Origin of the sequence: Saccharopolyspora terrae, assembly GCF_004348435.1 — a bacterium.
In the GTDB taxonomy this organism is placed as follows: domain Bacteria; phylum Actinomycetota; class Actinomycetes; order Mycobacteriales; family Pseudonocardiaceae; genus Saccharopolyspora; species Saccharopolyspora endophytica.
The window spans coordinates 1-26,979 of sequence record NZ_SMKS01000072.1 but is presented as its reverse complement, the minus strand read 5'-3'; the positions used below and the strand labels follow the sequence as shown (position 1 = coordinate 26,979).

Below are 26,979 nucleotides of genomic sequence, written 5' to 3'. Positions count from 1 at the left end.
AACCAGCACCGCCGCTGCGTGCGCGACTACGAACGCCGCCCCGAACACCACGAAGCCATGGTCCGCTGGGCCATGATCCACACCATCAGCAAGCGCCTCACTCGCTAGTTCAGGAACAGGCTCTGAGAACCGCCGTAATCGGGTACCGGAATACGTGCGTATTCAGGGGCCTGATTACGGCGGTTATCCGGGTTGCCCGCGTGGGTTCGCTGGAAACCGGCGGCTTGGGGTGGGTCACGCGGGGACACGGTGTGGACGTGGAGTTCGAGGGTGTGGTTGAGCGGGAGCTTCGGTTGCAGGAGCCCGGGGTTCGGGGGGATGCCGAGGCCGTTCGGGCGTTGCTGCATCCGGAGTTCCGGGAGTTCGGGGTTTCCGGAGTGGTGTGGGATCGGGAAACGATCGTGCGGGCCACGGAGGCGAGCAGCGGTGGTGAGGAGCGGATCGAGGCGTCCGATTTCAGCCCCACGCGGCTCGGTCCCGACGCGATCCTGCTGACCTACACCACCTGCTACCGCGGTTCGTCGGCGCTGCGGACCTCGGTGTGGGTCCGCCACGGCGGCGAGTGGCTCCTGCTGCACCACCAGGGGACCGCCGTCAGGTGAGGCGGATCTGGCGGTTGACGTCCTTGTAGAGCAGGTAGCGGAAGGGGCCGGGTCCGCCCGCGTAGCAGGCTTGGGGGCAGAAGGCCCGCAGCCACATGAAGTCGCCTTCCTGGACCTCCACCCAGTCGCCGTTGAGGCGGTAGACGGCCTTGCCCTCCAGGACGTAGAGGCCGTGCTCCATGACGTGGGTTTCGGCGAAGGGGATCACGCCGCCCGGCTGGAAGGTGACGATGTTGACGTGCATGTCGTGGGCGAGGTCGTCGGGGTCGACGAAGCGGGTGGTCGCCCAGGCGCCGTTGGTGTCGGGCATCGGGGTCGGCGCGATGTCCTGCTCGCGAGTCACGAACGGCTCGGGCGCGGAGATGCCGTCGACGAACTCGTAGGGCTTGCGCACCCAGTTGAACGTCGCGGGGGAGTCGCCGGGGTTGGTGACCGACCAGTCGGCTCCGGCGGGCAGGTAGGCGTAGCCACCGGGTTCGAGGTGGTGGCGGGTGCCGGCGATGGTGAGGTCCAGTTCGCCGGTCATGAGGAACACGACGGATTCGACGCCGGGTTCTGGCTCGGGGTTGTGGCTGCCGCCTTCGGGGGCGATCTCGACGATGTACTGGGCGAAGGTCGTGGCGAAGCCTTGGACGGGCTTGGCGAGCACCCAGGCGCGGGTGCGGGTCCATCCGGGGAAGTTGCTGGTGACGATGTCGCGCAACACGCCGCGCGGGATCACGGTGTAGGCCTCGGTGACGATCGCCCGGTCGGTGAGCAGATCGGTCTGGGGCGGTAGACCACCGGCAGGCGCGAAGTACGACGGCGTGTTCAAGCTGACTCCTCCTCGACGGGAAACCCGACCTATCAGACGCCCATGACCTGCGAAATTCATGTATACAAAAGGGCGCCTGAGGAGCAGGATAGGCAACCTCGGCCCGATGTGGAAGCCCCCGGGTCCACTGCCGAGATCACATCCGACTCGGCTACCGGGCAGTATTGACGGACGCGTGCGCGCGCCTTACCGTCTTCTCCAACTCGCACGTATACTTTCGCATCGCGGAAATGACCCATCTCGCAGAGTGGCGGGGTGGAGCTTGGAGGCGGCCAGTGACTGCCACGAACGACCAATCCGATGTGGACATCCCGCCCGCCTCAAGTGAGCGGTTGTACAGCTACGACCTGGCGCCCACGAAGAAGGAGGGGCGTCGCTGGGGCGCCTACAACGTCTTCACGCTCTGGGCCAACGACGTGCACAGCCTCGGCAACTACGCCTTCGCGATCGGCCTGTTCGCGCTCGGGCTCAACGTCTGGGGCATCCTCGCCGCGTTCGTGCTGGCCTCGGCGCTGCTGTTCCTGCTGCTGACGATGTCGGGCTACATGGGCCACAAGGCGGGCGTGCCCTTCCCGGTGATGAGCCGGATCGCGTTCGGCACCAAGGGCGCGCAGATCCCGGCGGCCGTGCGCGGGATCGTGGCCATCGCCTGGTTCGGCATCCAGACCTACCTCGCCTCCTCGGTTCTCGACGCGCTGCTGATCGCGATGTTCCCCGGGCTGATATCACTGGAAGAGCAGTCCGTGCTGGGTCTTTCGCTGCTCGGCTGGATCACCTTCCTGGCGCTGTGGGCCGTCCAGGTCCTCATCGTCAGCTACGGCATGCACGTCATCCGCAGGTACATGGCGGTGGCCGCGCCGACCACGCTGATCACCATGCTGGGCCTGGCGGTCTGGATGTTCTCCCGCGCGGACTTCTCGATCTCGATGTCCACCGCCCAGCCGCTGACCGGCGGGGCGATGTGGTTGCAGATCCTGCAGGGCGCCGCGCTCTGGGTGGTCATCTACGGCACGTTCGTGCTGAACTTCTGCGACTTCACCCGGTCCGCCAAGAGCCGCCAGTCGATCGTGCTGGGCAACCTGGTCGGCATCCCGGTGAACATGCTGTTCTTCGCCGGCATCGTGGTCGTCCTCAGCGGGGCGCAGTTCAAGATCAACGGGCGGGTGATCACCAGCCCGACCGACATCGTGCAGACGATCCCCAACACCTACCTGCTGGCGCTGGCCTCGCTCGCGCTGATCGTGCTGACGATCGCGGTCAACCTGCTGGCCAACTTCGTCGCCCCGATCTACGTGCTGGTCAACCTCTTCCCGAAGCAGCTGAACTTCCGCCGCGCGGGACTGGTGAGCGCGGTGATCGGCCTGGTCATCCTGCCGTGGAACCTCTACGACAGCCCGGTGGTGGTCAACTACTTCCTGGCCGGTCTGGGCGCGCTGCTCGGCCCGCTGTTCGGCGTGATCATGGCCGACTACTGGGTGATCCGGAAGACGCGGGTGAACGTTCCCGAGCTCTACACCGAGGACAGCAACGGCGAGTACCACTACACGCGCGGATACAATCCGAAGGCGGTCTGGGCGTTCATCCCGGCCGCGGCGATCGCCGTGGTGCTGGCACTGGTGCCGGCGTTCAGCTCGGTCGGCGGGTTCTCCTGGTTCATCGGCGCGATTCTCGGCGCGATCATCTACGCGGTCATCGCCGACCGCAAACCGGACGCGCGGGACGTGGACGGGGAGACCATCGCCGTCGCCGCGGAATGAGACCGCGGATCAAGGGTTTTCGGAGGAAGTCGGTTTCATGCGCATTCTCGTCGTGAACGTCAACACGACCAAGTCCATCACCGATTCGATCGGTGAGCAGGCCGCTTCGGTCGCCTCGCCCGGGACCGAGATCGTTCCGCTGACGCCGTCCTTCGGGGCGGAGTCGGTGGAGGGCAACTACGAGAGCTACCTCGCGGCGGTCGCCGTGATGGAGGCCGTGCGGGCCTACCCGGAGCCGTTCGACGCGGTCATCCAGGCCGGGTACGGCGAGCACGGCCGCGAGGGGCTGCAGGAACTCCTCGACGTCCCGGTCGTGGACATCACCGAGGCCGCGGCGAGCACGGCGCAGTTCGTGGGTCGCACCTACTCGGTGGTGACCAGCCTGGATCGCACGGTGCCGCTGATCGAGGACCGGTTGCACGCGGCGGGTCTCAGCGCCCGCTGCGCGTCGGTGCGCGCGAGCGGGATGGCGGTGCTGGACCTGGAGCGCGATCCGCAGGCGGCCGTGGACGCGATCGTGGAGCAGGCGGTCACCGCGGTGCGCGAGGACCGCGCGGAGGCGATCTGCCTGGGCTGCGGCGGCATGTCGGGCCTCGCCGAGCGGGTCGTGGATCGCACCGGTGTTCCTGTGATCGACGGCGTGACGGCGGCGGTGACGATCGCCGAGTCGCTGGTCCGGCTCGGTCTGAAGACCTCGAAGGTTCGCACCTACGCCCCGCCGCGCCCCAAGGAGATGAAGAACTGGCCGCCGGTCTGATGGCGTGAAACCGCGCGAAGAAGCCGGGCCTCCGACGCGGAGGCCCGGCTTCTTCATGCGTGGTGGCGGTTCTGGTCCGGACCGGCTCGGTGAAACCGGCCTCGATCATGGACGTCTACGGACCAGAACCGCCTGCCGCTCAGACCTCGCCGCGGGTGAGCAACTTCCCGTGCAGCTGGGAGGTGTCCGCGCCGTCACCGGCGATCTGCGTTCCGCGCAGCCAGGTCTCGCGCACGACACCGGCCAGCGGGCGGCCGTGGTAGGCCGAGACCGGGTTGCGGTGCTGGAGCTTGGCGACGTCGACGACGAACGCGTCGTCCGGTGCGAACACGCACAGGTCCGCGTCGTTGCCCACGGCGATCGAGCCCTTGCTGCGCATCCCGGCGAGCTCGGCGGGCTTGCGCGCCATCCAGTTCACCACGTCGGACAGGTCGTACCCGCGCTGGCGCGCCTGGGTCCAGATGGCCGACAGGCCCAGCTGCAGGCTGGAGACCCCGCCCCACGCGACGCCGAAGTCGCCGGTGTCGAAGCGCTTGAGCTCCGGCGTGCAGGGGGAGTGGTCGCTGACGATGCAGTCGATCGTGCCGTCGGCGAGGGCCTTCCACAGCAGTTCGCGGTTGGCGGCCTCGCGGATGGGCGGGCAGCACTTGAACTGGGTGGCGCCGTCGGGGATCTCCTCGGCGGTGAAGCTCAGGTAGTGCGGGCAGGTCTCGACGGTCACCCGCACGCCCTCGGCACGAGCCGAGGCGATCAGCGGCAAGGCGTCCGACGAGGCCAGGTGCAGGATGTGCACGCGGGCTCCGATGCGCCGGGCCAGCTCGATGACCTGCGCGATCGCGACGTTCTCCGCGCCCTTGGGGCGGGAGGCGAGGAAGTCGCCGTAGTCCTCGCCGTGCGGGGTCGGGGCCTCGTCGATCGCGTCGGAGTCCTCGGCGTGCACGATCATCATCGCGTCGAAACCGGCCAGCTCGCGCAGCGCGGTGTCGAGCTGGGTCGAGTCCAGCGGCGGGAACTCGTCGACGCCGGAGTGCAGCAGGAAGCACTTGAAGCCGAACACGCCGGCCTCGTGCAGTCCGCGGAGCTCGTCGAGCTTGCCGGGGATCGCACCGCCCCAGAAGCCGATGTCGACGTGCGCCTTGTCCCGCGCGGTCTTGCGCTTGACCTCCAGCGCGTCGGTGTCGACCGTCGGCGGGAGGCTGTTGAGCGGCATGTCGACGATGGTGGTGACCCCACCTGCGGCCGCCGCGCGGGTGGCGGTCTCGAAGCCCTCCCACTCGGTGCGGCCGGGGTCGTTGACGTGCACGTGGGTGTCGACGAGCCCGGGCAGCAGCACCTCGTCGTCGGCGAGCTCGACGATCCGGGTGGCCTGCAGCTCGGCGTCGAGCGGTTCGACGGCGGCGATGCGGCCGTCCCGGATGCCCACGCTGCCGGACGTCTCACCGTGCGGGCCGATGAGTCGCTGCGCCCGGAAGACCAGGTCGAACGGCGTTGTTGAGCGGACCAACGCGGCACCTCCCTCGAACTTCGATCGCGAGGGATCGAGTTTCGCGATACGAAAGTATATTTGAACGTATACGTAAACTATGGCGAGCTGGTTCCGCCAGTCAAGAGAGGTCAGCGCGGATTCAGTGCACCATGCGCTCGAGCACCATCGCTCGGCTCGCGCGCACGTGCTTGCGGGCGATCTCCGACGCCCGCTCGGCGTCACCGGCCGCTATGGCGGCGTGGAGCTCCGCGTGCTCGGTGCAGACCCGCTCCGGCTCCAGGTTCAGCCGGAACAGGGCGGCCAGCCGTCCGTGCAGCGGTTCGAGCATCGAGGCCAGCAGCTCGTTGCGGGAGACCGCCACCAGCTTGTCGTGGAACTCGGTGTTGGCCTCCGACATCGCGTCGGTGTCGGAGGAGTCCAGCGCCTCGCGGGCGCGGGTGGCCAGCTCTCCCAGCCGTTCCACGTCGGCGGAGTCGCTGCGCTCGGCGGCCAGGCGCGCGGCCAGCGCTTCGAGGGCTTCGCGCACGTCGAAGAGCTCTTCGAGCTGCTGCCGGTCGAGGCTGCGGACGAACACGCCGCGCCGGCGCGGCCGGACCTCGACCATGCCCGCGCTCTGCAGCATCCGGATCGCCTCCCGCACCGGAACGCGGGAGATGCCGAACTCGATGGCCAGCTCCTGCTCGAAGATCCGGTCGCCGGGTCGCAGCCGCCCGTCGCTGATCCGGGCCTGCAGCTCGTCGTGGACCTGATCGCGCAGCGGAACGCGCGGTTCCCCCTCGGGTACTTCGGTCACGGCAACCTCACGAATCACGGCTTCGGCGAGCGTGCATCACGCCCAGCACGTTAGTGCGTTCGCGGTGACGGCAGGTCTCGCGGGTCACGTGTTGCCGCGGAGGGTGAGGTCGAAGGTGTAGCGGGAGGCGCGGTAGACGTGCGTGCCGTACTCGACGATGGTGCCGGTGTGGTCGTGGGTGACGCGCTGCGCGGTCAGCAGCGCGGCCCCCGGCGGCTCGTCGAGCAGGTCGGCTTCCTCGTCGGTGGCGGTGCGGGCGCCGATGGTCTGCTGCGCCGCGTGCAGGTGGACGCCCGCCGCGCGCAGGAGCTGGTAGAGGCCGCGTTCGGTCAGCTCCTCGTCGCTGGGCTTGATCAGCGCCGCCGGGAGGTAGTTGCGCATCCGGGCGATCGGCTCGCCGCGCGCGCTGCGGAGGCGCTCCAGGTGCAGGACCTCGTCCTGTTCGGACAGTCCGAGCGCGCGGGCGGCCTTTTCGGGCGGGTGGCAGATCTCGTTGACCAGCACGCGCGTCGTGGGGTGCGCCTCGATGCCGGTAAGGTCGTCGTGGAGGCTGCTGAGCTCCAAAGAGCGCTTGACGTGGTTGAACACGACCTGCGTGCCCGCGCCGCGCTTGCGCACCACCAGTCCCTTGTCGACCAGCGATCCGATCGCCTGCCGGATGGTGGGGCGGGACAGCCCGAGGTTGCCCGCCAGCTCGATCTCGTTGTCCAGGCGCGCGCCGACGGGCAGCGCTCCGGATGTGATGGCCTCCTCGATCTGGCTGGCCACCTGGAAGTACAGCGGGACGGGGCTGCGGTGGTCGACCGAGATCTGCCTGGCTGGATCCCACTGCGGTTCACGGGATCGAGGTCGCATGGCGGTCACGCGCTCACGATATCAAGAACACACGACATAAATAAGTCCTTATGTGCTGACAAACTATTGACACGCGTGGGGCGCCCACGTAGACAAGGGACGTCCGTGCTCCGGCCGCAGTTCGCGGCCTTGTCCCGATGGAGGGCTTCTGCGATGAGCGATCGGTTCGACGTGATCACGATGGGCCGGATCGGGGTCGACATCTACCCGTTGCAGACCGGTGTTCCGCTGCCGCAGGTGGAGTCGTTCGGCAAGTACCTCGGCGGAACCGCCACCAACGTCGCCGTCGCCGCCGCCCGGCTCGGTCACCGCAGCGCGGTCATCAGCCGCACCGGTGCCGATCCCTTCGGCGAGTACATCCACCAGGCGCTGCGCGGTTTCGACGTCGATGACCGGTGGGTGAGTCCCGTCGAGCAGTACCAGACGCCGGTCACCTTCTGCGAGCTGTTCCCACCGGACGACTTCCCGCTGTACTTCTACCGCCGTCCCAAGGCGCCCGACCTGGAGATCCACGACGACGAACTGGACCGCGCGGCGATCGCCGACGCCCGCATCTTCTGGATGACCGGCACGGGTCTGGCCGAGGAGCCCAGCCGCTCGGCGACGCTGGCGGCGCTGGCCCACCGCGCGAAGTCCGGTACCACCGTGTTCGACCTGGACTGGAGGCCGATGTTCTGGTCGGACAAGGGGGAGGCGTCCCGCTGGTACCGGGAAGCGCTCGCGCACGTGACGGTGGCCGTCGGCAATCTCGACGAGGTCGAGACCGCGGTCGGCACTCGCGATCCGGAGGAGGCCGCCGAGCGGCTGCTGGAGTGCGGAGTGGAGCTGGCAGTGGTCAAGCAAGGCCCGGACGGGGTCCTCGCGCGCACGCGCGACGAGAGGGCGGTGGCGCCGCCCGTGCCGGTCGACGTCGTCAACGGCCTGGGAGCGGGGGACGCCTTCGGTGGCGCGCTGTGCCACGGGCTGCTGCACGGCTGGGCGCTGGAGCGGACCATGCGCTTCGCCAACGCAGCAGGCGCGCTGGTCGCCGGCCGCCTCGCGTGCTCCTCCGCGATGCCCTACGCGCACGAGGTCGAGGAGATCTTGTCGACGAATTCCGGCTCGGCGGTGAACGCGTGAGCACGGTGGAAAGTGAGATCCGGGTGTCCCCGTTGAACATCACCGAACTGTTCGAGGCGCGTGCGACGCGTCCTGAGGCCATCGCCGAGGCCGCCGCGCGGAGAACGCGCCGCCCGCTGCTCGGCGAATCCGGCCGCACGATGATCGTCGCCGCCGACCACCCGGCGCGCGGTGCGCTGGCCGCCGGCGGCAAGCCGCTGGCAATGGCCAACCGCGCTGATCTGCTGGATCGGCTGTGCACGGCGTTGCAGCGACCGGGCGTGGACGGTGTGCTGGGCACCGCCGACGTGCTGGAGGACCTGCTGCTGCTCGGCGCGCTGGAGAACAAGGTCGTCATCGGATCGATGAATCGAGGCGGCCTGGCGGGCTCGTCGTTCGAGCTGGACGACCGGTTCACCGGTCATCGCGCCGAGGACCTGACGCGGATGCGCTTCGACGCCGGGAAGCTGCTGATGCGGCTGGACCTCGACGACCCGGGTTCGCTGAACACCATGCAGGGCGCGGCCAACGCCATCAACGAGCTCGCCGAGCGCGGGCTGATCGCGATGGTGGAGCCCTTCCTGTCCCGGCGGGTCGAGGGCAAGGTGCGCAACGACCTCTCGGCGGAGGCGGTGGCCCGTTCGATCGCCATCGCGTCCGGGCTGGGCGGAACCTCGGCCTACACGTGGCTGAAGGTGCCGGTGGTCGACGATCTCGACGAGATCGGACGTGCCCTGGAGACGACCACGTTGCCGACGGTGCTGCTGGGCGGCGAGGTGCCCGATGACCCGGCCGCGACCCAGCAGCGGTGGCACAAGGCGTTGCAACTGCCCAACGTGCGCGGGCTGGTCGTGGGCCGGAGCCTGCTCTACCCGCACGACGACGACGTCGCGAGCGCGGTCGACGCCGCGGTCGCTCTGCTGTAGGAGAGGGAGAAGTCGTGAGCAACACGGGTTTTCACCTGTCCGACGGGGTCTCCGCGCGCGACGGGTACCGAACCTGCGTCGACCCGGACTCGGCGGGCTGGGGTTACTCCTCGCTGCGGGTGCTGGAGCTGGCGGCCGGCGAGTCGCACCGGTTCGACACCGGCGACAGCGAGTGGATCGTGCTGCCGCTCAGCGGTTCCTGCGCGGTGTCCTGCGACGGTGAGGTCTTCGAACTCGCCGGTCGGAAGAGCGTCTTCGCGGGTGTGACGGACTTCGCCTACGTGCCCCGGGACGCATCGGTGCTGGTCGACAGCAGCGCAGGCGGCCGGTTCGCGCTGACCGGTGCGCGCTGCGAGAACAGGCTGCCCGCGCGCTACGGTCCGGCCTCGGAGGTGCCGGTGGAGCTGCGCGGTGCGGGCCAGGCCAGTCGCCAGGTCAACAACTTCGGTGCCGCGCACGTCTTCGACGCCGACCGCCTGATCGCCGTGGAGGTGCTCACCCCGGCTGGCAACTGGTCGTCGTTCCCGCCGCACAAGCACGACGAGGAGCGGGAGGGCGAATCGCGGCTGGAGGAGATCTACTACTTCGAGATCGCCGATTCCCACGGCACGCCCGGCATCGGTTACCAGCGCGTGTACCCGTCCGGCCCGGACAGCGCCACCGACGTGCTCGCCGAGGTCCGCAGCGGTGACGTGGTGCTGATCCCGGACGGCTGGCACGGCCCGTCGATGGCGGTGCCCGGCTACGACATGTACTACCTCAACGTCATGGCCGGTCCTTCACCGGAGCGCGCCTGGCTGATCTGCGACGACCCCGCGCACGCGTGGGTGCGCGGCACATGGGAGGACCAGCCGGTCGACCCCCGGCTGCCGTTCTACCAGGCTCCGTCCGAAGTGGAGGCACGATGACGACGCGGAGGCTCACCGTCGCGCAGGCCCTGGTGCTGTTCCTGGCCAACCAGCGCACCGAGCGCGACGGCGTGCGGCAGCGGCTGATCGAGGGCTGCTGGGGCATCTTCGGGCACGGCAACGTGGCCGGGATCGGCCAGGCGCTGCTGGAGTCCGGCGACCGGATGCCCTACCTGCAGGGCCGCAACGAGCAGTCGATGGTGCACGCGGCCGTCGGTTTCGCCCGGCAGCGCAACCGGATGTCGACCTACGCGGTCACCACCTCGATCGGTCCGGGCGCGACGAACCTGGTCACCGGCGCGGCGCTGGCCACCATCAACCACCTGCCGGTCCTCCTGCTTCCCGGCGACGTCTTCGCGACCCGGCCCGCCGACCCGGTGCTGCAGCAGCTGGAAGTGCCGCACGCGCGCGATGTCTCGGTCAACGACTGCCTGCGCCCGGTGTCGCGCTACTTCGACCGCATCTGGCGGCCCGAAGCGCTGATCCCCTCGGCGTTGGAGGCGATGCGGGTGCTCACCGACCCGGTGGAAACCGGAGCGGTGACGCTGGCGCTGCCGCAGGACGTGCAGGCCGAAGCCCACGACTGGCCGGAGGAGTTCTTCGCCGAACGCGTCTGGCGGGTGCACCGCCCGGTCGCCGACCCGGAGTCGGTCTCGGACGCCGTGGAGGCGATCCGGGGCGCGCGCCGACCGCTGATCATCGCCGGCGGGGGAGTGCACCACAGCGGGGCGGAGCGGGAACTGGCCGAGCTCGCCGGGCGCACCGGGATTCCCGTTGCCGAGACCCAGGCCGGGCGCGGTTCGCTGCGCTACGACCACCCGTGCGCGCTGGGTTCGATCGGGCACACCGGCACCGAGATCTCCGACGACCTCGCCCGCGAGGCCGACCTGATCATCGGCGTGGGGACCCGCTACTCGGACTTCACCACGGCTTCCCGCACCCTGTTCGCGAACCCGGACGTGCGGTTCGTCAACATCAACATCGCCTCGTCGGACGCGCACAAGCAGGCCGCCGCCCCGGTCGTCGGGGACGCGCGCACGACGCTGCGGCAGCTCTCGCAGGCCCTGACCGGACACCGGGTCGCCGACGACCACGCCGAGCGCGCGCAGGCGGGTGCTCGCCGCTGGGCCGAGGTGATCGACTCGGTCACTCGCGCAGCGCGCGGTGACGAGCGCCCTGGGCAGGCCGAGGTCATCGGCGTCCTCGACGAGGTCCTGGGCGACCGGGACGTGGTGATCAACGCGGCGGGTTCGCTGCCCGAGGACCTCAACAAGCTGTGGCGCGCCAAGGACCCGCAGCAGTACCACGTCGAATACGGCTACTCCTGCATGGGGTACGAGATCCCGGCTGCGATCGGCGCGCGGCTGGCCGACCCCTCGCGGGAGGTGTTCGCGCTGGTCGGCGATGGCACCTATCTGATGATGCCGACCGAGCTGGTGACCGCTGTGCAGGAAGGCATCAAGATCAACCTGGTGCTGGTGCAGAACCACGGCTACGCCTCCATCGGCGGACTGTCGGAGAAGGTCGGCGGCGAGCGCTTCGGCACCGCCTACCGCTACCGCACCGACGACGGAACCTTCACCGGCGAACCGCTGCCGGTGGACCTGGCCGCCAACGCCGCGAGCCTGGGGATGCGGGTGCTGCGCGCGGAGACCGCCGACGAGCTGCGGCGCGCGCTGCGCGACTCCCGCGAGGACCCGCGGCCCACGGCGGTCTACGTCGAAACGGACCCGGCCAAGGCTCAGCTGCCGCCGGAGGCCTGGTGGGACGTTCCGGTCGCCGAGGTCGCAGACCGCGAGAGCACCCGCGAGGCACGCAAGCGATACGAAGACCAGGTGGCGTCCCGCCGCCACCACCTGTGAGAGAACGCGAGGACGCAGTGAGGACCATCCAGCACTTCATCGACGGCAAGCACTCCGACGGCACCTCCGGCCGCCACGGTTCGGTCACCAACCCCGCCACCGGCGAGGTCACCGGGCGGGTTCCGCTCGCTTCGGAGTCCGAAGTGGACACAGCGGTCTCGTCCGCCGCCAAGGCGTTCGAGACCTGGGGGACCGCTTCGCTGGCCAAGCGAACGCAGGTGATGTTCAACTACCGCGAGCTGGTCAACGCCCACCGGGACGAGATCGCCGAGCTGATCACCGCCGAGCACGGCAAGGTCCACTCCGACGCGCTCGGCGAGGTCGCGCGCGGCCTGGAGATCGTCGAACTGGCCTGCGGCATCCCGCAGCTGCTCAAGGGCGAGACCTCCACCCAGGTCTCGACCCGCGTGGACGTGGAGTCGATCCGCCAGCCGGTCGGCGTGGTCGCGGGCATCACCCCGTTCAACTTCCCCGCCATGGTGCCGATGTGGATGTTCCCGGTCGCCCTGGCTTGCGGGAACGCCTTCGTGCTCAAGCCGAGCGAGAAGGACCCGTCGGCGACGCTGCGGCTGGTGGAGCTCGCCCACCAGGCGGGCGTTCCCGATGGCGTGCTCAACGTCGTCCACGGCGACAAGACCGCCGTGGACCGGCTGCTGGAGCACCCGGACGTCGAGGCCGTGAGCTTCGTGGGTTCAACACCGATCGCCAAGCACGTCCACGACACCGCCGGTGCGCACGGCAAGCGGGTGCAGGCGCTCGGCGGCGCGAAGAACCACATGCTCGTGCTCCCGGACGCCGACCTGGACCAGGCGGCCGACGCGGCGGTTTCAGCCGCCTACGGCAGTGCGGGCGAGCGGTGCATGGCGGTCTCGGTGGTCGTGGCGGTCGACCCGATCGGCGACGAGCTCGTCGGCAAGATCGCCGACCGCGCCCGCGCGCTGACGATCGGTCCCGGCGACGACCCGGCCTCGGAGATGGGTCCGCTGATCACCGCCGAACACCGCGACAGGGTCGCCTCCTACGTGCCCAAGGCCCGCGAGCAGGGCGCCGAGGTCGTCGTGGACGGGACGGGACTGGTCGTCGACGGTCACGAGGACGGCTTCTTCACCGGAGTCAGCCTCGTCGACAAGGTCACCCCGGAGATGGACGTCTACGCCGACGAGATCTTCGGCCCGGTGCTGGCGGTGGTGCGCGCCGAGAGCTACGAGGAAGCGCTCGGCCTGATCAACCGATCCCGCTGGGGCAACGGCACGGCCCTGTTCACCCGCGACGGCGGAGCGGCTCGCCGCTTCCAGCTGGAGGTGAAGGCCGGCATGGTCGGCGTGAACGTCCCGATCCCGGTGCCGGTCGGCTACCACTCCTTCGGCGGCTGGAAGGACTCGCTGTTCGGCGACCACCACATCTACGGGAACGACGGTGTGCACTTCTACACCCGGGGCAAGGTCATCACCACCCGCTGGCCCGACCCCAGCGATGGTGGCGTCGACCTGGGATTCCCCAGCAACAGCTGAGCGGGGGCCGTTCGCAGGAACACCCGGCATCGCCGCCGGAGGCGATGTCAGCGAGAAGGTGGTGCGGTGCTGCCCCGTGACACGAGCCTGGGGTCGAGCACGACCTCCTGCGCTTCCCGCGAGGTGTCCTCCAGGCGCTCGACTGCCAGTCGCACCGCGTGCCTCGCCATCTGACCGGCGTCCTGGCGGATCGTGGTCAGGGCCACCGGGGCCAGGTGCGAGACGTGGCTGTCGTCGTAGCCGACGATGGAGATGGCCTCGGGAACCTCGACGTCGGCCAGCGCGAACGCGCGCAGCAGTCCGAGGGCGCAGCGGTCGTTGCTCGCGAACACGGCTGTGGGCAGGCGGGCTTCGCCGAGCAGGAGCCGGGCGGAGTCCTGCCCGGCCTGCTCGGTGTGCGCTCCCGGGAGCACCCGCGCGCGTTCGCTGAGTCCGCGCGCGTCCATCGCGCGCAGGTAGGCATCGCGGCGCTCGGCTGATCCCGGTTCGTCGCCGCCGTCGACGTGCACGATCTCGCGATGGCCGAGGTCGACGAGGTGGTCCACGGCCTGCTGCGCACCCGCCTCGTCGGCGGTGCGCACGTTGTCGATGCGGTCCGAGTCCTCGCGCGCGTTGATCGCCGTGACCACGGCGCGGCGGCCGAGCTCGTCGAGCAGGACTTCGTCGGCGCGCGGGCCGAGCAGGATCAGCGCCTCGCAGCGGTGGCTGAGCAGCGCTTCCACGGCCTTCCGCTCGTCGCGCGAGGGCGCGGTGGCCGACAGCAGCACCTCGTAGCCGAGGCTTTCGGCCTCCGGGTAGATCGCTTCCACCAGATCGGCCTGGAAGGGCTGGTGGACGGTGAGCATCACGCCCAGCGTGCGACTGCGATGGCTGGCGAGCATCCGGGCGGCGGTGTCCGGGCGGTAGCCGAGCCGGTCCGCGGCCTGCAGAACGCGCTGCCGGGTTTCCTCGCCCGCGCCCGGCTTGTTGCGGAAGACCAACGAGACCAGCGCGCGGGAAACCCCTGCCGCGCGGGCGACATCGGCCATCGTCGGCCGTCGGCCGGTGGTGCCGTCGGGACGTCCGGATTCGTCGATCACGCCGCCGATCCTGCCTCATGCCGAGACCGAAGAAGTTTGGCAGAACGTCTTGACATATCGATGTGACCGCCAACATAGTGTTCGGGACTAGAGCGCGCTAGTCGGCGCGCGTGCCAGGTCCTACCTCTCGCCGATTCCGGCGATCGAGACCCACCGGTGGCCGCACTGACCGGCATGCCGGGAACCGAGGAGGGTTCGATGACGACGACGTCTGACGTCACGCCGCGCACCGTGGCGGGCAATCTCTGCCTGGGCTCCGCACCCGACTCGTGGGGCGTGTGGTTCCCCGAGGACGAGCACCAGGTCCCCTACACCCGCTTCCTCGACGAACTCGTCGAAGCCGGCTACCGCTGGCTGGAGCTCGGCCCGCCCGGATACCTGCCGCTGGACCCGCAGCGGCTCGCCGACGAGGTCGGTGCCCGGGGTCTGCAGGTCTCCGGGGGCACCACCTTCGGCGCGCTGCACAGGCCGGAGGAATGGGATCGGATGCTCTCCGAGGTCAGCGAGGTCGCGAAGCTGACCGCGGCCGTCGGCGCCCACCACCTGGTGTTCATCCCGCCGATGTTCCGGGACGAGAAGACCGGTGCCTTCACCGAATCACCGCAGTTGAGCGGCGAGCAGTGGCGCGCGCTGGGCTCGGCCGCCAACGAGCTCGGCAAGATCCTGCTGGAGGAGCACGACGTCCGGCTGTGCCTGCACCCGCACGCCGACAGCCACGTCCAGACCCAGGCGGAGATCGAGCGCTTCCTCGACGCCACCGACTCGCGCTACGCCAACCTGTGCTTGGACACCGGGCACGTGGCCTACGGCGGCGGGGACAACCTCGACCTGATCAGGCGATTCGCCGAGCGCATCGGCTACGTGCACATCAAGCAGATGGATCCCGGCGTGCTGGCGCAGGTCGCTGCCGAGGACCTGTCGTTCGGCGAGGCCGTCAAGCGCGGCGTGTGCGTGGAGCCCCCAGCTGGTGTGCCCGACCCCGGAGAGGTCGTGCGCGAGCTGTCCGCGTTGGATGCGGAGCTGTTCGTGATCGTCGAGCAGGACCTCTACCCGTGCGCGCCGGACGTGCCGATGCCCATCGCCGTGCGCACCCGCGAATACCTCGGCGGTTGCGGTCTGAGCGGAACCCGGCGCCCGCAAGCGCGGTGACCTCCACCCCTGGGGAGATCGCTTAGCGCCCGTTCCGCGGGCGCGCTCCACGAAGGAGACCGCACGAATGTCCGAAGTGAACAGTGAAGTGCCCGCTCCGGCCACCGAGCCGAGAACCGGTGCGCAGTCCCGTCGTTTGAAGGTCATCACCGTCGTGGCGACCTTCGGCGGGCTGTTGTTCGGCTACGACACCGGCGTCATCAACGGTGCCCTGCCCTACATGCAGACGGATCTGGGGCTGACCCCGCTCACCGAAGGTCTGGTCACCAGCTCGCTGCTGTTCGGCGCGGCGATCGGCGCCTTCGCCGCAGGCAGGTTCGCCGACGCGCGAGGCAGGCGCCGCACCATCCTCTGGCTCGCCGGGATCTTCCTCGTCGGCGCGCTGGCCTGCACGTTCGCGCCCAGCGCCACGTTCATGGTGATCGCGCGGTTCGTGCTCGGCCTGGCCGTCGGCGGTGCCTCGGTGACGGTGCCGACCTACCTCGCAGAGGTCTCGCCCGCCGAGCGGCGCGGCCGCCTGGTCACGCAGAACGAGTTGATGATCGTCAGCGGTCAGCTCGCGGCCTTCACCTTCAACGCTGCGATCGCCGGGGCGCTGGGCGAGTCCGCGCACGTCTGGCGCTACATGCTGGTCATCGCCACGTTGCCCGCAGTGGTGCTGTGGTTCGGGATGCTGGTGATGCCGGAGAGCCCGCGCTGGCTCGCCTCCCGGGGCCGCCTCGGCGAGGCGCTGGAGGTTCTCCGGCAGGTCCGCACCGCGCAGCGCGCCGAGAGCGAGCTCGCCGAGGTGCAGCGGATGGCAGAGCAGGACCAGCAGCAGCACGCCGGGGGATGGGCGGACCTGAAAGTGCCGTGGGTGCGGCGCCTGCTGGTGGTCGGCATCGGCATCGCCGTCGTCCAGCAGGTCAGCGGCGTGAACACGATCATGTACTACGGCACGCGAATCCTGAAGAGCTCCGGGTTCTCGGCCAACGGAGCCATCGTCGCCAACATCGCCAACGGCGTCATCTCGGTGCTGGCGACCTTCGTCGGGATCTACCTGCTCGGCCGGGTCAACCGCAGACCGATGCTGCTGATCGGTCAGGCGGGCACGGCCACCGCGCTGCTGCTGGTCGCAGTGGTGTCGATGACCGTCCCGGAAGGGTTGCTCCGCGGTGCGCTGGTGCTGGCCCTGACCGTGACGTTCCTGGCGTTCCAGCAGGGCGCGACCTCGCCGGTGACCTGGCTGATGCTCTCGGAGATCTTCCCGCTGAAGATGCGCGGTTTCGCGTTCGGACTGGCCAGCCTGACGTTGTGGGCGGCGAACTTCCTGGTGGGTCTGACCTACCCGATCATGGTCGACGCGCTGGGCATCGCGACCACGTTCCTGGTGTTCGTCGCGGTCGGCGTGCTCGCCATCGCGTTCGTGGCCAAGTTCGTGCCCGAAACCCGAGGCAAGTCCCTGGAAACCCTGGAAAGCGAGCTCCGCGTCCGCTACGCGTGAACCCTTCGACCCTCCTCTGAGGACCTCTCATGAAGATCGCAATCGATCCGCACATGTTCCGCATGCTCCCGATCCGGGAGATGGTGCGCACCGTCGCCGACATCGGCTACGAGCACATCGAGCTCTCCCCGCGGGACGACTTCATGCCCTTCTTCCTCCACCCGCGCGCTGATGACGACCGGGTCGCCGAGCTCAAGTCCGCGCTGAGCGAGACCGGCGTGCAGCTGGCCAGCGTGCTGCCGCTGTACCGGTGGTCGGGGCCTGACGAGGCCGAACGCCAGGCGGCCGTGCGCTACTGGAGGCGCATGATCGAGGTGACCGCCGAACTCGGCTGCACCCAGATGAACTCCGAGTTCAACGGCCGCCCGGAACGCGCCGGCGAGAGCGAGGCGGCGTTCTGGAGGTCGATGGAGGAGCTGCTCCCGGCGTTCGAACGCGAGGGGATCGCGCTGAACCTGGAGGCCCACCCGGACGACTTCTGCGAGGTCAACACCCCTGCTGTGGACCTGGTGCGGGCGATCAACAAGCCGTGTGTGAACTACCTGTACTGCGCGCCGCACACGTTCCACCTCTCCGGGGAGGACGCCCGCGCCGACATCCCCGCGATGTTGCGGTACGCCGGCGAGAAGCTCACCCACGTGCACATCGCCGACACGTTCAACCACAAGGCCTCCTCCGGGCTGCGCTACATCCTCAACCCACCCGGCACCCCGGCCCGCATCCACCAGCACCTCGACATCGACCAGGGCGAAGTCGACTGGGAGGCCTTCTTCTCCACGCTCCGCGAGATGAACTTCGACGGCATCGCCACCGCGTGCGTGTTCGCCTGGGAGGACCGCGCCGTGGAGTCCTCGAAGTTCATGCTCGAGCGGATCACCCGCGAGCTCAAGCGCTGAATTCACCACGAGAAGGGAATTTCCGTGCAGGAACAGCAACTTCGCGTCGGGCTCATCGGCGCGGGCAAGATGGGCGCCGACCACGCGCTGCGTCTCCGGGAACGCATCAGCGGCGTGCGGTTGGCGGCGGTCGCCGATCCGGACCTCGACCGGGCGCGGCAGGTCGCGGGCAGTTGCGGAGCTCGAGCCGCAGCTGATGCCTTCGAGGTGATCGACGACTCCGCCGTGGACGCCCTGGTGATCGCCTCACCCGGCGCCGTGCACGAGCCGCTGCTGCTCGCGGCCGTCGAGCGCGGCGTACCCGTGCTGTGCGAGAAACCGCTGACCCCGGACGCGAAGTCCTCGCTGCGCGTGGTCGAGGCCGAGGAGGCGCGCGGGAAGCACCTGCTGCAGGTCGGGTTCATGCGCCGTTTCGACGCCGAGTACGCCGAGCTCAAGCGGCTGCTCGACGCAGGCGACCTGGGTACCCCGCTGATGCTGCACTGCGTGCACCGCAATGCCGCCACTCCGCCCGGTTTCACCAGCGAGATGATGATCTACGACTCGGTGGTCCACGAGTTCGACACCGCCCGCTGGCTGCTCGACAGCGAGATCGCGGCGGTCGAGGTCCGGGCCCCGAGGTCGAGCTCGGAGGCACCGGAGGGCCTGCTGGACCCGCAGCTGGTCACCATCGAAACCACCAGCGGCGCACTGGTCGACGTGGAGATCTTCGTCAACTGCGGCTTCGGCTACCAGGTCCGCTGCGAGGCGGTGGGCGAGCGCGGCACCGCCCTCATCGGCGCCGAGGGCGGCCCGCTGGTGCACGGCGGCGGCCGCTGGGGCGGTTTCATCAGCGACGACTTCCGCGGTCGCTTCGGCGCCGCCTTCGACCGGGAGTTCCAGCGCTGGGCGGACGCGGCCCGCCAGGGCCGCACCGACCCCGCAGCGGCCACCGCATGGGACGGCTACGCCGCAGCAGCGGCCTGCGAAGCAGGCGTGCGCGCCCAGACCGATGAGGCCAGGGCCGAGGTCGAGCTGGTCGAACGCCCGGACTTCTACACCCGCACCTGAGAAGTCATCCCGAAGAATCGCACCCTCGCGCCCCGCCCCTGGGCCGGGAAGTTTCCCGAAACTTCCCGGCCCAGGGCGCGGTTTCAACTGAAACATCACCGGATCAGTCCGGGAGTTCGAGCGCTGACGGTCCGACCGCGAGAGCACCGCGAGGTCCGCCGTCGCTACGAGGCCCAGGTGGCCGCCCGCCGGCACCACCTCTGAGCGGCGCCGCCGTCAGGGACGGCGTTGCGCGTGCTGCGAGGTGAGGAACGCGTCGAGGGTGGCGGTGCGGTGGTGCCGCGCGGCGAGCTCGATCTCGATGGAGTCGGCGCCGGTCTCGATCAGGTGGATCAGGTGGTCGTGCTCCTCCACCGACTGGACCGCGCGGCCGGGCACGAAGCCGAAGGTGGAGTCGCGGAGCATGCGCAGTCGGCTCCAGCCCCGGCGGACCAGGTCGGTCATGTGCTCGTTGGGGCAGCGCAGGAACAGCACCGCGTGGAACTCCTCGTTGAGCTCGGTGAACCGGCGCGGGTCGAAGTGCTCGAGCGTGTCGCGCATGCGCTGGTTGATCGCGCGCGCCTTGGCGAGGTCCTCGACGGTGAGCAGGGGAGCGGAGAACCCGGTCGCGGCGCCCTCGACCACGGCGAGGGTCTGCATCGTGGTCACGTACTCGCCCTCGTCGACCAGGGCGACCTGGGCGCCGACGTTCTTCTCGTAGGTGACCAGCCCCTCGGCCTCCAGCCTGCGGATGGCTTCGCGGACCGGCACCGTGCTCACGCCGAGCTCAGCGGCGAGCTGGCTGAGCACCAAGCGGTAGCCGGGGGTGAAGCGGTGCGTGACGATCCGGTCGCGGAGCCACTCGTAGGCCAGTTGGGACTTGCTGGTGGCGGTGCGGTCGTCCGCTGCGTCGGTGGTCATCGCTCCTCGATTCGGTGACGTGGCGGTCCATCTTGCCCGAGGCGCGATCCGCTTCCGGCGGCTGCCGCGCTCCGCATTGTAATCAGATATGGCATCGTATACGATCCTCGGTCATGACGACCGATGCCGCTCGTTCCACGGCTGACGGCCTCGCGCACCACCCGCTCGTCGGGCGGCCGGGCAAGGTCATCGCGCTGCACCTCAACTACCCGTCGCGGATCGCCCAGCGCGGCCGGGCACCGTCGAGACCCTCGTACTTCCTCAAGACGGTGACGTCGCTGGCGACCAGCGGCCAGACCGTCGAGCGACCGCCCGGAACCGAGCTGCTGGCCTTCGAAGGCGAGATCGCGCTGGTCATCGGCACGACCGCCCGCAGGGTCGCGCGTGAGGACGGCTGGTCGCACGTCGCCGCCGTGACCGCCGCCAACGACCTCGGCGTCTACGACCTCCGCTCCGCCGACAAGGGCGCCAACCTGCGCTCCAAGGGCGGCGACGGCTACACCCCGCTGGGCCCGGCGAGCATCCCCGCCGAGCAGGTCGATCCGGCGTCGCTGCGCGTGCGCACCTGGGTCAACGGCGAACTCGCCCAGGAGGATTCCTCGGCGACCGTGGTCTTCCCGTTCGGCGAGCTGGTCGCGGACCTCTCCCAGCTGATCACCCTCGAACCCGGCGACGTCGTGCTCACCGGCACCCCGGCGGGATCGTCGGTGGTGGGGCCCGGCGACGTCGTCGAGGTCGAGGTGGACGTTCCCGGCACCGACCACAGCACCGGACGGCTGCGCACCAGCGTCGTCGAAGGCCCCGAGCCGCTGCCGGAGTTCAGCGCGCAGCCGTCGGTCGACGACCACCAGCGGGCGGAGGCGTGGGGCAGCCGCGACGCCGCCGGGCTGGAGCCGCCGTTCGAGCTCACCGAGGACCGCATCGCCAAGCTGCGCCAGGTGGCCGTGGCGACGCTGTCGGCGCAGCTGCGCAAGCACGGCTACAACCAGCTGTCCATCGACGGCGTGCGCACCGACAAGCCCGGCAGCAAGATCATCGGCCGAGCCCGCACGCTGCGCTTCGTGCCCGCGCGCGAAGACCTGTTCCGCAGCCACGGCGGCGGGTACAACGCGCAGAAGCGGACCTTCGACTCGCTGAAGCCCGGAGACGTGCTGGTGGTCGAGGCGCGCGGCGAGCGCGGCAGTGGCACCGTCGGCGACATCCTCGCGTTGCGCGCGCAGGTGCTGGGCGCGGCCGGGATCGTCACCGACGGGGGAGTGCGCGACCACAGCGCGGTCAGGGAGCTCGACATCCCCACCTTCTCCGGCGGCCCGCACCCGGCGGTGCTCGGGCGCAAGCACGTGCCGTGGGACAACGACATCACCGTGGCCTGCGGCGGGGCGACCGTGCAGCCCGGCGACGTCATCGTCGGCGACGACGACGGGGTGCTGGTCATCCCGCCCGCGCTGCTCGATCAGGTGCTCGACGCCGCGATCGAGCAGGAGGCCGAGGAGGAGTGGATCGCCGCCCGCGTCGCCGAAGGCGCGGCCGTGGACGGGCTGTACCCGCTGACCGGAGAGTGGCGCCGCCGCTACGACGCCGAGCGCGACCAGGAAGGAACCCGATGACGAACTGGCGTACCCGACCCGAGCAGTTGACGGGATCGATCGCTCCGGTGATCACCCCGTTCACCGCCGACGGCGAGGTGGACCACGCCTCGCTGGCGAACCTCGTCCAGTGGCAGCTCAAGCAGGGCTCCGACGGGATCTCCATCGGCGGTTCGACCGGTGAGCCCAGCGCGCAGACCATCGACGAGCGCGCCGATGCGATCCGCACCGTGCTCAAGACCGTCGACGGTCGCGCCCCCGTGGTGCCGGGCACGGGTTCGGCGAAGCTGGACGAGACGATCGAGCTCACCGGCGCGGCCTACGACGCGGGCGTGGACGCGGCGCTGATCATCACGCCGTACTACGCAAAGCCGACGCAGGAAGCGCTCTACGTCTGGTACTCCACGGTCGCCCAGGAGTACCCGGACCTGCCGATCATCGCCTACAACGTGCCGACCCGGACCGCGGTGGAGATCGCGCCGGAGACGGTGGCCCGGTTGCACCGGGACGTGCCGAACTTCGTGGGCATCAAGGAGACCACCAAGGACTTCGAGCACTTCTCGCGGGTGATCAAGGCCGCAGGCCGGGATCTGCTGGTGTGGTCCGGGATCGAGCTGCTGTGCCTGCCGCTGCTGGCGCTGGGCGGCACGGGTTTCGTCAGCGCCACGGCCAACATCGCGCCCGGGGCGACGAAGCGGATGTACGAGGCCTTCCACGCCGGACGGATGGACGAGGCGCTGGACATCCACTACGGGCTGCACCCGCTGGTGGACCTGATCTTCGTGGAGACCAACCCGGCGCCGGTCAAGTGGGTGCTGGCCCAGCGCGGCCTGATCCGCTCCGAGCACGTCCGGCCGCCGCTGATCACGCCGACCGACGCGGGCAAGGACAAGATCCGCGCGCTGCTCGCCGAGGGATCCGACTTCCTGTCGCCGGTCGAGGACGACGACACCATCGCCGGAGGGAACTGACATGACGATCCAGCACGTGCCGGCCGACCTGCCCAAGCGCATCCAGCACTTCATCGACGGCGAGTTCGTCGACAGCCTCGACGGCGACACCTTCGAGGTCCTCGACCCGGTTTCCAACCAGTCCTACCTGGAGGCCTCGTCGGGCAAGCAGGCCGACATCGACCGCGCGGTCTCGGCTGCCCGCAAGGCTTTCGACGAGGGCCCGTGGCCGGGGATGCTGCCGCGCGAGCGCGCCCGGATCCTGAACAAGATCGCCGACATCGTCGAGACCCGCAACGAGCGGCTGGCGGAGCTGGAGACCTTCGACACCGGTTTGCCGATCACGCAGGCGTTGGGTCAGGCGAAGCGGGCGGCGGAGAACTTCCGGTTCTTCGCGGACCTGATCGTCGCCCAGGCCGATGACACCTACAAGGTGCCGGGCAAGCAGGTCAACTACGTCAACCGCAAGCCCAAGGGCGTTGCCGGGCTGATCACGCCGTGGAACACGCCGTTCATGCTGGAGAGCTGGAAGCTGGCGCCCGCCTTGGCCTCCGGGTGCACGGTGGTGCTCAAGCCCGCCGAGTTCACGCCGCTGTCGGCCGGGTTGTGGCCGGAGATCTTCCGCGAGGCCGGGGTTCCCGACGGGGTGTTCAACATCGTCAACGGGCTCGGGGAGGAGGCCGGGGACGCGCTGGTCAAGCACACCGACGTGCAGCTGATCTCCTTCACCGGCGAGTCCGCGACCGGCAAGCTGATCTTCGCCAACGCCGCCCCGACGCTCAAGGCCCTGTCGATGGAGCTCGGCGGCAAGAGCCCGGCGATCGTGTTCGCCGACGCCGACCTGGACGCCGCGATCGACTCCACCGTGTTCGGCGTGTTCTCCCTCAACGGCGAACGTTGCACCGCCGGGAGCCGAATCCTGGTGGAGCGCAGCATCTACGACGAGTTCGTGCGCCGGTACGTCGAGCGCGCGAAGAACGTCAAGGTGGGCGACCCGCACGACCCTTCCACCGAGGTCGGCGCGCTGGTGCACCCCGAGCACTACGAGAAGGTCACCGGCTACATCGAGATCGGCAAGACCGAGGCGAAGCTCGCCGCGGGCGGCGGACGCCCGGAGGGCCTGGAGTCGGGCAACTACGTGGCACCGACGGTGTTCGTGGACGTGCCGCCGACCGCGCGGATCTTCCAGGAGGAGATCTTCGGCCCGGTCGTGGCGATCACCCCGTTCGACACCGACGAGGAAGCGCTGCGACTGGCCAACGACGTCAAGTACGGGCTGGCCGCCTACGTGTGGACGGCGAACCTGGAGCGCGCGCACACCTTCGGGCAGCGCGTGGACGCCGGGATGGTCTGGCTGAACTCGCACAACGTCCGCGACCTGCGCACCCCGTTCGGCGGTGTGAAGGCCTCCGGGCTCGGGCACGAGGGCGGCTACCGGTCGCTGGACTTCTACTCCGACCAGCAGGCCATGCACATCTCGCTGGCCCCCGTCCACACCCCGAAGTTCGGCGCCTGACGACTGAAGTGAAGGAGCGTTCAACGATGAGTGCCGACCTCACCCCGCCGGACATCCTGCGTTGCGCGTACCTCGACCTGGTGGTCACCGACCTGGCCAGGGCGCGGGAGTTCTACGTCGACGTCCTCGGCCTGGTGGTCACCGAGGAGGACGACGAGGCGATCTACCTCCGCACGCTGGAGGAGTTCATCCACCACAACCTCGTCCTGCGCAAGGGACCGGTGGCCGCCGCGGCGGCGTTCTCCTACCGGGTGCGGACCCCCGAGGACGTGGACCGGGCCGAGGAGTGGTTCGCCGCGCGCGGCTGCCGCACCGAACGCCGGAAGGACGGCTTCACCCAGGGCATCGGTGACTCCGTCCGGGTGACCGACCCGCTCGGGTTCCCGTACGAGTTCTTCCACGAGGTGGAGCACGTCGAGCGGCTGGCATGGCGCTACGACCTCCACACCCCGGGCGCTCTGGTACGCCTGGACCACTTCAACCAGGTCACCCCCGACGTGCCGAAGGGGCGGGAATACCTGGAGGACTTGGGCTTCCGCGTCACCGAGGACATCCAGGACGCCGAGGGAACCACCTACGCGGCCTGGCTGCGGCGCAAGGACACCGTCCACGACACCGCCCTGACCGGCGGCGACGGCCCGCGGCTGCACCACATCGCCTTCGCCACGCACGAGAAGCACAACATCCTGTCGATCTGCGACAAGCTCGGCGCGCTGCGCATGTCCGACATCATCGAGCGCGGACCGGGCCGCCACGGCGTGTCCAACGCCTTCTACCTCTACATCCGCGACCCCGACGGGCACCGCGTCGAGATCTACACCCAGGACTACTACACCGGCGACCCCGACAACCCCGTCGTGACCTGGGACGTCCACGACAACCAGCGCCGCGACTGGTGGGGCAACCCCGTGGTCCCGTCCTGGTACACCGAGGCCTCGCCGGTGCTCGACCTCGACGGCAACCCGCAGCCCCTGCAGGTGCGCACCGACAGCAGCGAGATGGCCGTGACGGTGGGAGCCGACGGCTTCTCCTACACGCGCAAGGGCGACGAGGACAAGGGATTCAAACTCGGCACCTCGCTCTGAGCGGGGAAGCCGTCGAACTCACGACGGAGTGAGGAGAGCGCGTTGCAGTTCCACCACCACGGATACGTTTCCGGCGACCCGCGAGTTCAGCCCGCAGCCGGCGTGGGTCTCAACCGCCCCGAGGAGCTGCCGGGTGAGGTCGACGTGCTCATCGTGGGCAGCGGCCCGGCCGGCATGATCGCTGCCGCGCAGCTGGCGCAGTTCCCGAACATCACGGCCCGGCTGGTCGAACGCCGGCCGGGCCGGCTGGAAGTCGGTCAGGCCGACGGGATCCAGGCTCGCAGCGTCGAGACCTTCCAGGCGTTCGGCTTCGCCGGGCGGATCATCGAGGAGGCCTACCGGATCACCGAGATGGCGTTCTGGAAACCTGACCCGGAGCACCCGGAGAACATCGTGCGCGCCGCACGTGCGCCCGACGACCCGACCGGCATCAGCGAGTTCCCGCACCTGATCGTCAACCAGGCCCGCGTGCTGGACTACTTCGCCGAGGCCGCCCGCAACGCCCCCGGACGGCTGGAACCGGACTACGGCTGGGAGTTCGTCGGGCTCGACGTCGACGACGACGGCGTGAACGTGCGGCTGCGCGGGACGGCCGGACCCGACGAGGGGTCCGAACGCACCGTCCGTGCCAAGTACGTGATCGGCTGCGACGGCGCGCGCAGCGGCGTGCGGGAGTCGATCGGCCGGGAACTGGTCGGCGACCAGGCCAATCACGCCTGGGGCGTCATGGACGTGCTGGCCGAGACCGACTTCCCCGACATCCGCACCAAGTGCGCCATCCAGTCCCACGACGGCGGCAGCATCCTGCACATCCCGCGCGAGGGGAACCACCTGTTCCGGATGTACGTCGACCTCGGCGAGATCTCCGAGGCCGATCACGGCAAGGTCCGCGAGACCACGCAGGAAGAGGTGGAGGCGCGCGCCAACCGGATCCTGCACCCGTACACGATGACGGTGAAGCACGTGGCCTGGCGCAGCGTCTACGAGGTCGGGCACCGGTTGACCGACAAGTTCGACGACGTGCCCGGCGAGCTCGTGGGCGTGCAGCACCCGCGCGTGTTCATCACCGGCGACGCCTGCCACACCCACAGCGCCAAAGCTGGTCAGGGCATGAACGTCTCGATGCAGGACGGCTGGAACATCGCCTGGAAGGTCGCGCACGTCCTCGACGGGCGCGCCGACCCGGCGCTGCTGGACACCTACTCCGCCGAGCGCCAGGTCATCGCCCAGAACCTCATCGACTTCGACCGCCGCTGGTCGAAGCTGATGGCCGCCAAACCCGAGGAGCTCTCCGACCCGACCGAGCTGGAGGACTTCTACGTCAAGACCGCCGAGTTCCCGGCCGGTCTCATGACGCAGTACCAGCAGTCGATGATCACCGCCGAGGCCGCGCACCAGGACCTGGCCGCGGGATTCCCGATCGGCAAGCGGTTCAAGTCCCACCCGGTGACCCGGGTCTGCGACGCCAACCCGGTCCACCTCGGCCACCACCACCGGGCCGACGGCCGCTGGCGCATCTACGTCTTCGCCGACCGGCCCGGCCCGGGAGAACCCTCGCAGGTCACCGACTTCGCCGAGTGGATCACCACGGCTCCGGACTCACCGGTGCTGCGCCACACCCCGGCGGACCGCGACGTCGACGCCTGCTTCGACGTCAAGGTCGTCTACCAGCAACCGCACACCGAGGTCGACCTCGGCCGGGTCCCCGCCGCCTACAAGCCCGTGGTCGGCCCGTTCGAGATCATCGACTACGAGAAGGTCTACGCCGCGGACCCGGCGGACGACATCTTCACCGCCCGCAACATCAGCCGGGAGGGCGCCCTCGTGGTGGTCCGCCCGGACCACTACGTCTCCCACGTCCTGCCCCTCCACGCCCACGACGACCTCAAGACCTTCTTCAACGCCCTCACCACCAC

22 protein-coding genes and 1 pseudogene are annotated in these 26,979 nt (G+C 69.6%); 17 read left to right on the top strand and 6 right to left on the bottom strand.

Annotation, left to right across the window (positions count from 1 at the left end):
- Positions 1-257: 257 nt before the first annotated feature.
- Positions 258-602 carry a nuclear transport factor 2 family protein gene (locus E1181_RS26840; RefSeq protein ID WP_235877071.1) on the top strand — a complete coding sequence of 115 codons (345 nt, stop codon included), beginning with the start codon at positions 258-260 and terminating at the stop codon, positions 600-602.
- Here E1181_RS26840 and E1181_RS26835 read toward each other — a convergent pair.
- Positions 595-1,416 (bottom strand): bifunctional allantoicase/(S)-ureidoglycine aminohydrolase, encoded by an 822-nt coding sequence (locus E1181_RS26835; RefSeq protein ID WP_132678978.1) that lies wholly within the window; start codon positions 1,414-1,416, stop codon positions 595-597. The two genes, E1181_RS26840 and E1181_RS26835, sit on opposite strands and share 8 nt — an antisense overlap.
- 275 nt (positions 1,417-1,691) lie before the next feature.
- Here E1181_RS26835 and E1181_RS26830 point away from each other — a divergent pair, with 275 nt between their 5' ends.
- Positions 1,692-3,173 carry an NCS1 family nucleobase:cation symporter-1 gene (locus E1181_RS26830; protein ID WP_207922336.1) on the top strand — a complete coding sequence of 494 codons (1,482 nt, stop codon included), beginning with the start codon at positions 1,692-1,694 and terminating at the stop codon, positions 3,171-3,173.
- Between the two features lie 37 nt (positions 3,174-3,210).
- Positions 3,211-3,930 carry an aspartate/glutamate racemase family protein gene (locus E1181_RS26825; RefSeq protein ID WP_132678975.1) on the top strand — a complete coding sequence of 240 codons (720 nt, stop codon included), beginning with the start codon at positions 3,211-3,213 and terminating at the stop codon, positions 3,928-3,930.
- Positions 3,931-4,069: 139 nt separating this feature from the next.
- Here the strand turns inward: E1181_RS26825 and allB are convergent, their stop codons facing one another.
- The 3 genes from allB to E1181_RS26810 form a co-directional block, all read right to left on the bottom strand.
- The gene (gene allB, locus E1181_RS26820) at positions 4,070-5,434 is read right to left on the bottom strand and encodes an allantoinase AllB (protein WP_132678973.1); all 1,365 of its coding nucleotides are present in this window, start codon (positions 5,432-5,434) and stop codon (positions 4,070-4,072) included.
- Positions 5,435-5,555: 121 nt separating this feature from the next.
- A complete protein-coding gene (locus E1181_RS26815) occupies positions 5,556-6,209 on the bottom strand; it encodes a GntR family transcriptional regulator (protein WP_132678971.1) in 654 nt (217 codons plus the stop codon).
- A gap of 84 nt (positions 6,210-6,293) precedes the next feature.
- Complete coding sequence (locus E1181_RS26810) at positions 6,294-7,064, bottom strand: GntR family transcriptional regulator (protein ID WP_132678985.1); 771 nt, start codon at positions 7,062-7,064, stop codon at positions 6,294-6,296.
- 153 nt (positions 7,065-7,217) lie between these two features.
- On the opposite strand from E1181_RS26810, the gene iolC reads away from it, so the two are divergent.
- Genes iolC through E1181_RS26785 form a run of 5 tightly spaced genes read left to right on the top strand, consistent with a single transcriptional unit; the run spans position 7,218 to position 13,369 of the window.
- Positions 7,218-8,183 (top strand): 5-dehydro-2-deoxygluconokinase, encoded by a 966-nt coding sequence (gene iolC, locus E1181_RS26805; RefSeq protein ID WP_132678970.1) that lies wholly within the window; start codon positions 7,218-7,220, stop codon positions 8,181-8,183.
- A 23-nt stretch (positions 8,184-8,206) separates the two neighbouring features.
- The gene (locus E1181_RS26800; protein ID WP_132678983.1) at positions 8,207-9,088 is read left to right on the top strand and encodes a Cgl0159 family (beta/alpha)8-fold protein; all 882 of its coding nucleotides are present in this window, start codon (positions 8,207-8,209) and stop codon (positions 9,086-9,088) included.
- A 35-nt stretch (positions 9,089-9,123) separates the two neighbouring features.
- Positions 9,124-9,996: a 5-deoxy-glucuronate isomerase gene (gene iolB, locus E1181_RS26795; protein ID WP_235877072.1), complete on the top strand. Its 873-nt coding sequence runs from the start codon at positions 9,124-9,126 to the stop codon at positions 9,994-9,996.
- Entirely contained in the window at positions 9,993-11,858 is a 1,866-nt protein-coding gene (gene iolD / locus E1181_RS26790; RefSeq protein ID WP_132678967.1) for a 3D-(3,5/4)-trihydroxycyclohexane-1,2-dione acylhydrolase (decyclizing), read from the top strand. The genes iolB and iolD overlap by 4 nt, the downstream gene beginning before the upstream one ends.
- A 17-nt stretch (positions 11,859-11,875) precedes the next feature.
- Complete coding sequence (locus E1181_RS26785) at positions 11,876-13,369, top strand: CoA-acylating methylmalonate-semialdehyde dehydrogenase (RefSeq protein ID WP_132678965.1); 1,494 nt, start codon at positions 11,876-11,878, stop codon at positions 13,367-13,369.
- Positions 13,370-13,416: 47 nt separating this feature from the next.
- Here E1181_RS26785 and E1181_RS26780 read toward each other — a convergent pair whose 3' ends face one another.
- Complete coding sequence (locus tag E1181_RS26780) at positions 13,417-14,448, bottom strand: LacI family DNA-binding transcriptional regulator (RefSeq protein ID WP_235877070.1); 1,032 nt, start codon at positions 14,446-14,448, stop codon at positions 13,417-13,419.
- A 198-nt stretch (positions 14,449-14,646) separates the two neighbouring features.
- On the opposite strand from E1181_RS26780, the gene E1181_RS26775 reads away from it, so the two are divergent.
- From E1181_RS26775 to E1181_RS26760, 4 genes and pseudogenes are all read left to right on the top strand, one after another.
- On the top strand, positions 14,647-15,597 hold the full coding sequence (locus tag E1181_RS26775) for a TIM barrel protein (RefSeq protein ID WP_132678964.1): 951 nt from the start codon (positions 14,647-14,649) through the stop codon (positions 15,595-15,597).
- Between the two features lie 64 nt (positions 15,598-15,661).
- Positions 15,662-17,080 (top strand): annotated as a pseudogene (locus E1181_RS26770) (sugar porter family MFS transporter); the annotation flags it as partial.
- A 29-nt stretch (positions 17,081-17,109) separates the two neighbouring features.
- Positions 17,110-17,976, top strand: a complete 867-nt coding sequence (locus tag E1181_RS26765; RefSeq protein WP_132678960.1) for a sugar phosphate isomerase/epimerase family protein — start codon at positions 17,110-17,112, stop codon at positions 17,974-17,976.
- A 24-nt stretch (positions 17,977-18,000) separates the two neighbouring features.
- Positions 18,001-19,026 carry a Gfo/Idh/MocA family protein gene (locus E1181_RS26760; protein WP_132678959.1) on the top strand — a complete coding sequence of 342 codons (1,026 nt, stop codon included), beginning with the start codon at positions 18,001-18,003 and terminating at the stop codon, positions 19,024-19,026.
- Positions 19,027-19,242: 216 nt separating this feature from the next.
- Here the strand turns inward: E1181_RS26760 and E1181_RS26755 are convergent, their stop codons facing one another.
- Entirely contained in the window at positions 19,243-19,926 is a 684-nt protein-coding gene (locus tag E1181_RS26755; RefSeq protein ID WP_132678957.1) for a GntR family transcriptional regulator, read from the bottom strand.
- A 113-nt stretch (positions 19,927-20,039) separates the two neighbouring features.
- On the opposite strand from E1181_RS26755, the gene E1181_RS26750 reads away from it, so the two are divergent.
- The 5 genes from E1181_RS26750 to E1181_RS26730 all read left to right on the top strand — a co-directional run.
- Positions 20,040-21,533, top strand: coding sequence for a fumarylacetoacetate hydrolase family protein (locus E1181_RS26750; RefSeq protein ID WP_132678955.1), 1,494 nt, complete (start codon positions 20,040-20,042; stop codon positions 21,531-21,533).
- Positions 21,530-22,483 carry a 4-hydroxy-tetrahydrodipicolinate synthase gene (gene dapA / locus E1181_RS26745; RefSeq protein WP_132678953.1) on the top strand — a complete coding sequence of 318 codons (954 nt, stop codon included), beginning with the start codon at positions 21,530-21,532 and terminating at the stop codon, positions 22,481-22,483. Before E1181_RS26750 ends, dapA begins: the two co-directional genes overlap by 4 nt.
- Before the next feature lies 1 nt (position 22,484).
- Positions 22,485-23,978, top strand: a complete 1,494-nt coding sequence (gene hpaE, locus E1181_RS26740) for a 5-carboxymethyl-2-hydroxymuconate semialdehyde dehydrogenase (protein WP_132678951.1) — start codon at positions 22,485-22,487, stop codon at positions 23,976-23,978.
- Between the two features lie 26 nt (positions 23,979-24,004).
- Positions 24,005-25,063, top strand: coding sequence for a 3,4-dihydroxyphenylacetate 2,3-dioxygenase (gene hpaD / locus E1181_RS26735; protein WP_132678949.1), 1,059 nt, complete (start codon positions 24,005-24,007; stop codon positions 25,061-25,063).
- A 42-nt stretch (positions 25,064-25,105) separates the two neighbouring features.
- The coding region (locus tag E1181_RS26730; RefSeq protein ID WP_132678947.1) for an FAD-binding monooxygenase at positions 25,106-26,979 on the top strand (1,874 nt) is incomplete at its 3' end.

Excerpts from the sequence above, each read along its gene's own strand:
- E1181_RS26825 (WP_132678975.1), top strand. The coding sequence starts at position 3,211 with ATGCGCATTCTCGTCGTGAACGTCAACACGACCAAGTCCATCACCGAT.
- E1181_RS26810 (WP_132678985.1), bottom strand. The coding sequence starts at position 7,064 with ATGCGACCTCGATCCCGTGAACCGCAGTGGGATCCAGCCAGGCAGATC.
- iolC (WP_132678970.1), top strand. The coding sequence starts at position 7,218 with ATGAGCGATCGGTTCGACGTGATCACGATGGGCCGGATCGGGGTCGAC.
- iolD (WP_132678967.1), top strand. The coding sequence starts at position 9,993 with ATGACGACGCGGAGGCTCACCGTCGCGCAGGCCCTGGTGCTGTTCCTG.
- E1181_RS26775 (WP_132678964.1), top strand. The coding sequence starts at position 14,647 with ATGACGACGACGTCTGACGTCACGCCGCGCACCGTGGCGGGCAATCTC.
- E1181_RS26765 (WP_132678960.1), top strand. The coding sequence starts at position 17,110 with ATGAAGATCGCAATCGATCCGCACATGTTCCGCATGCTCCCGATCCGG.
- E1181_RS26755 (WP_132678957.1), bottom strand. The coding sequence starts at position 19,926 with ATGACCACCGACGCAGCGGACGACCGCACCGCCACCAGCAAGTCCCAA.
- E1181_RS26750 (WP_132678955.1), top strand. The coding sequence starts at position 20,040 with ATGACGACCGATGCCGCTCGTTCCACGGCTGACGGCCTCGCGCACCAC.
- dapA (WP_132678953.1), top strand. The coding sequence starts at position 21,530 with ATGACGAACTGGCGTACCCGACCCGAGCAGTTGACGGGATCGATCGCT.
- hpaE (WP_132678951.1), top strand. The coding sequence starts at position 22,485 with ATGACGATCCAGCACGTGCCGGCCGACCTGCCCAAGCGCATCCAGCAC.
- hpaD (WP_132678949.1), top strand. The coding sequence starts at position 24,005 with ATGAGTGCCGACCTCACCCCGCCGGACATCCTGCGTTGCGCGTACCTC.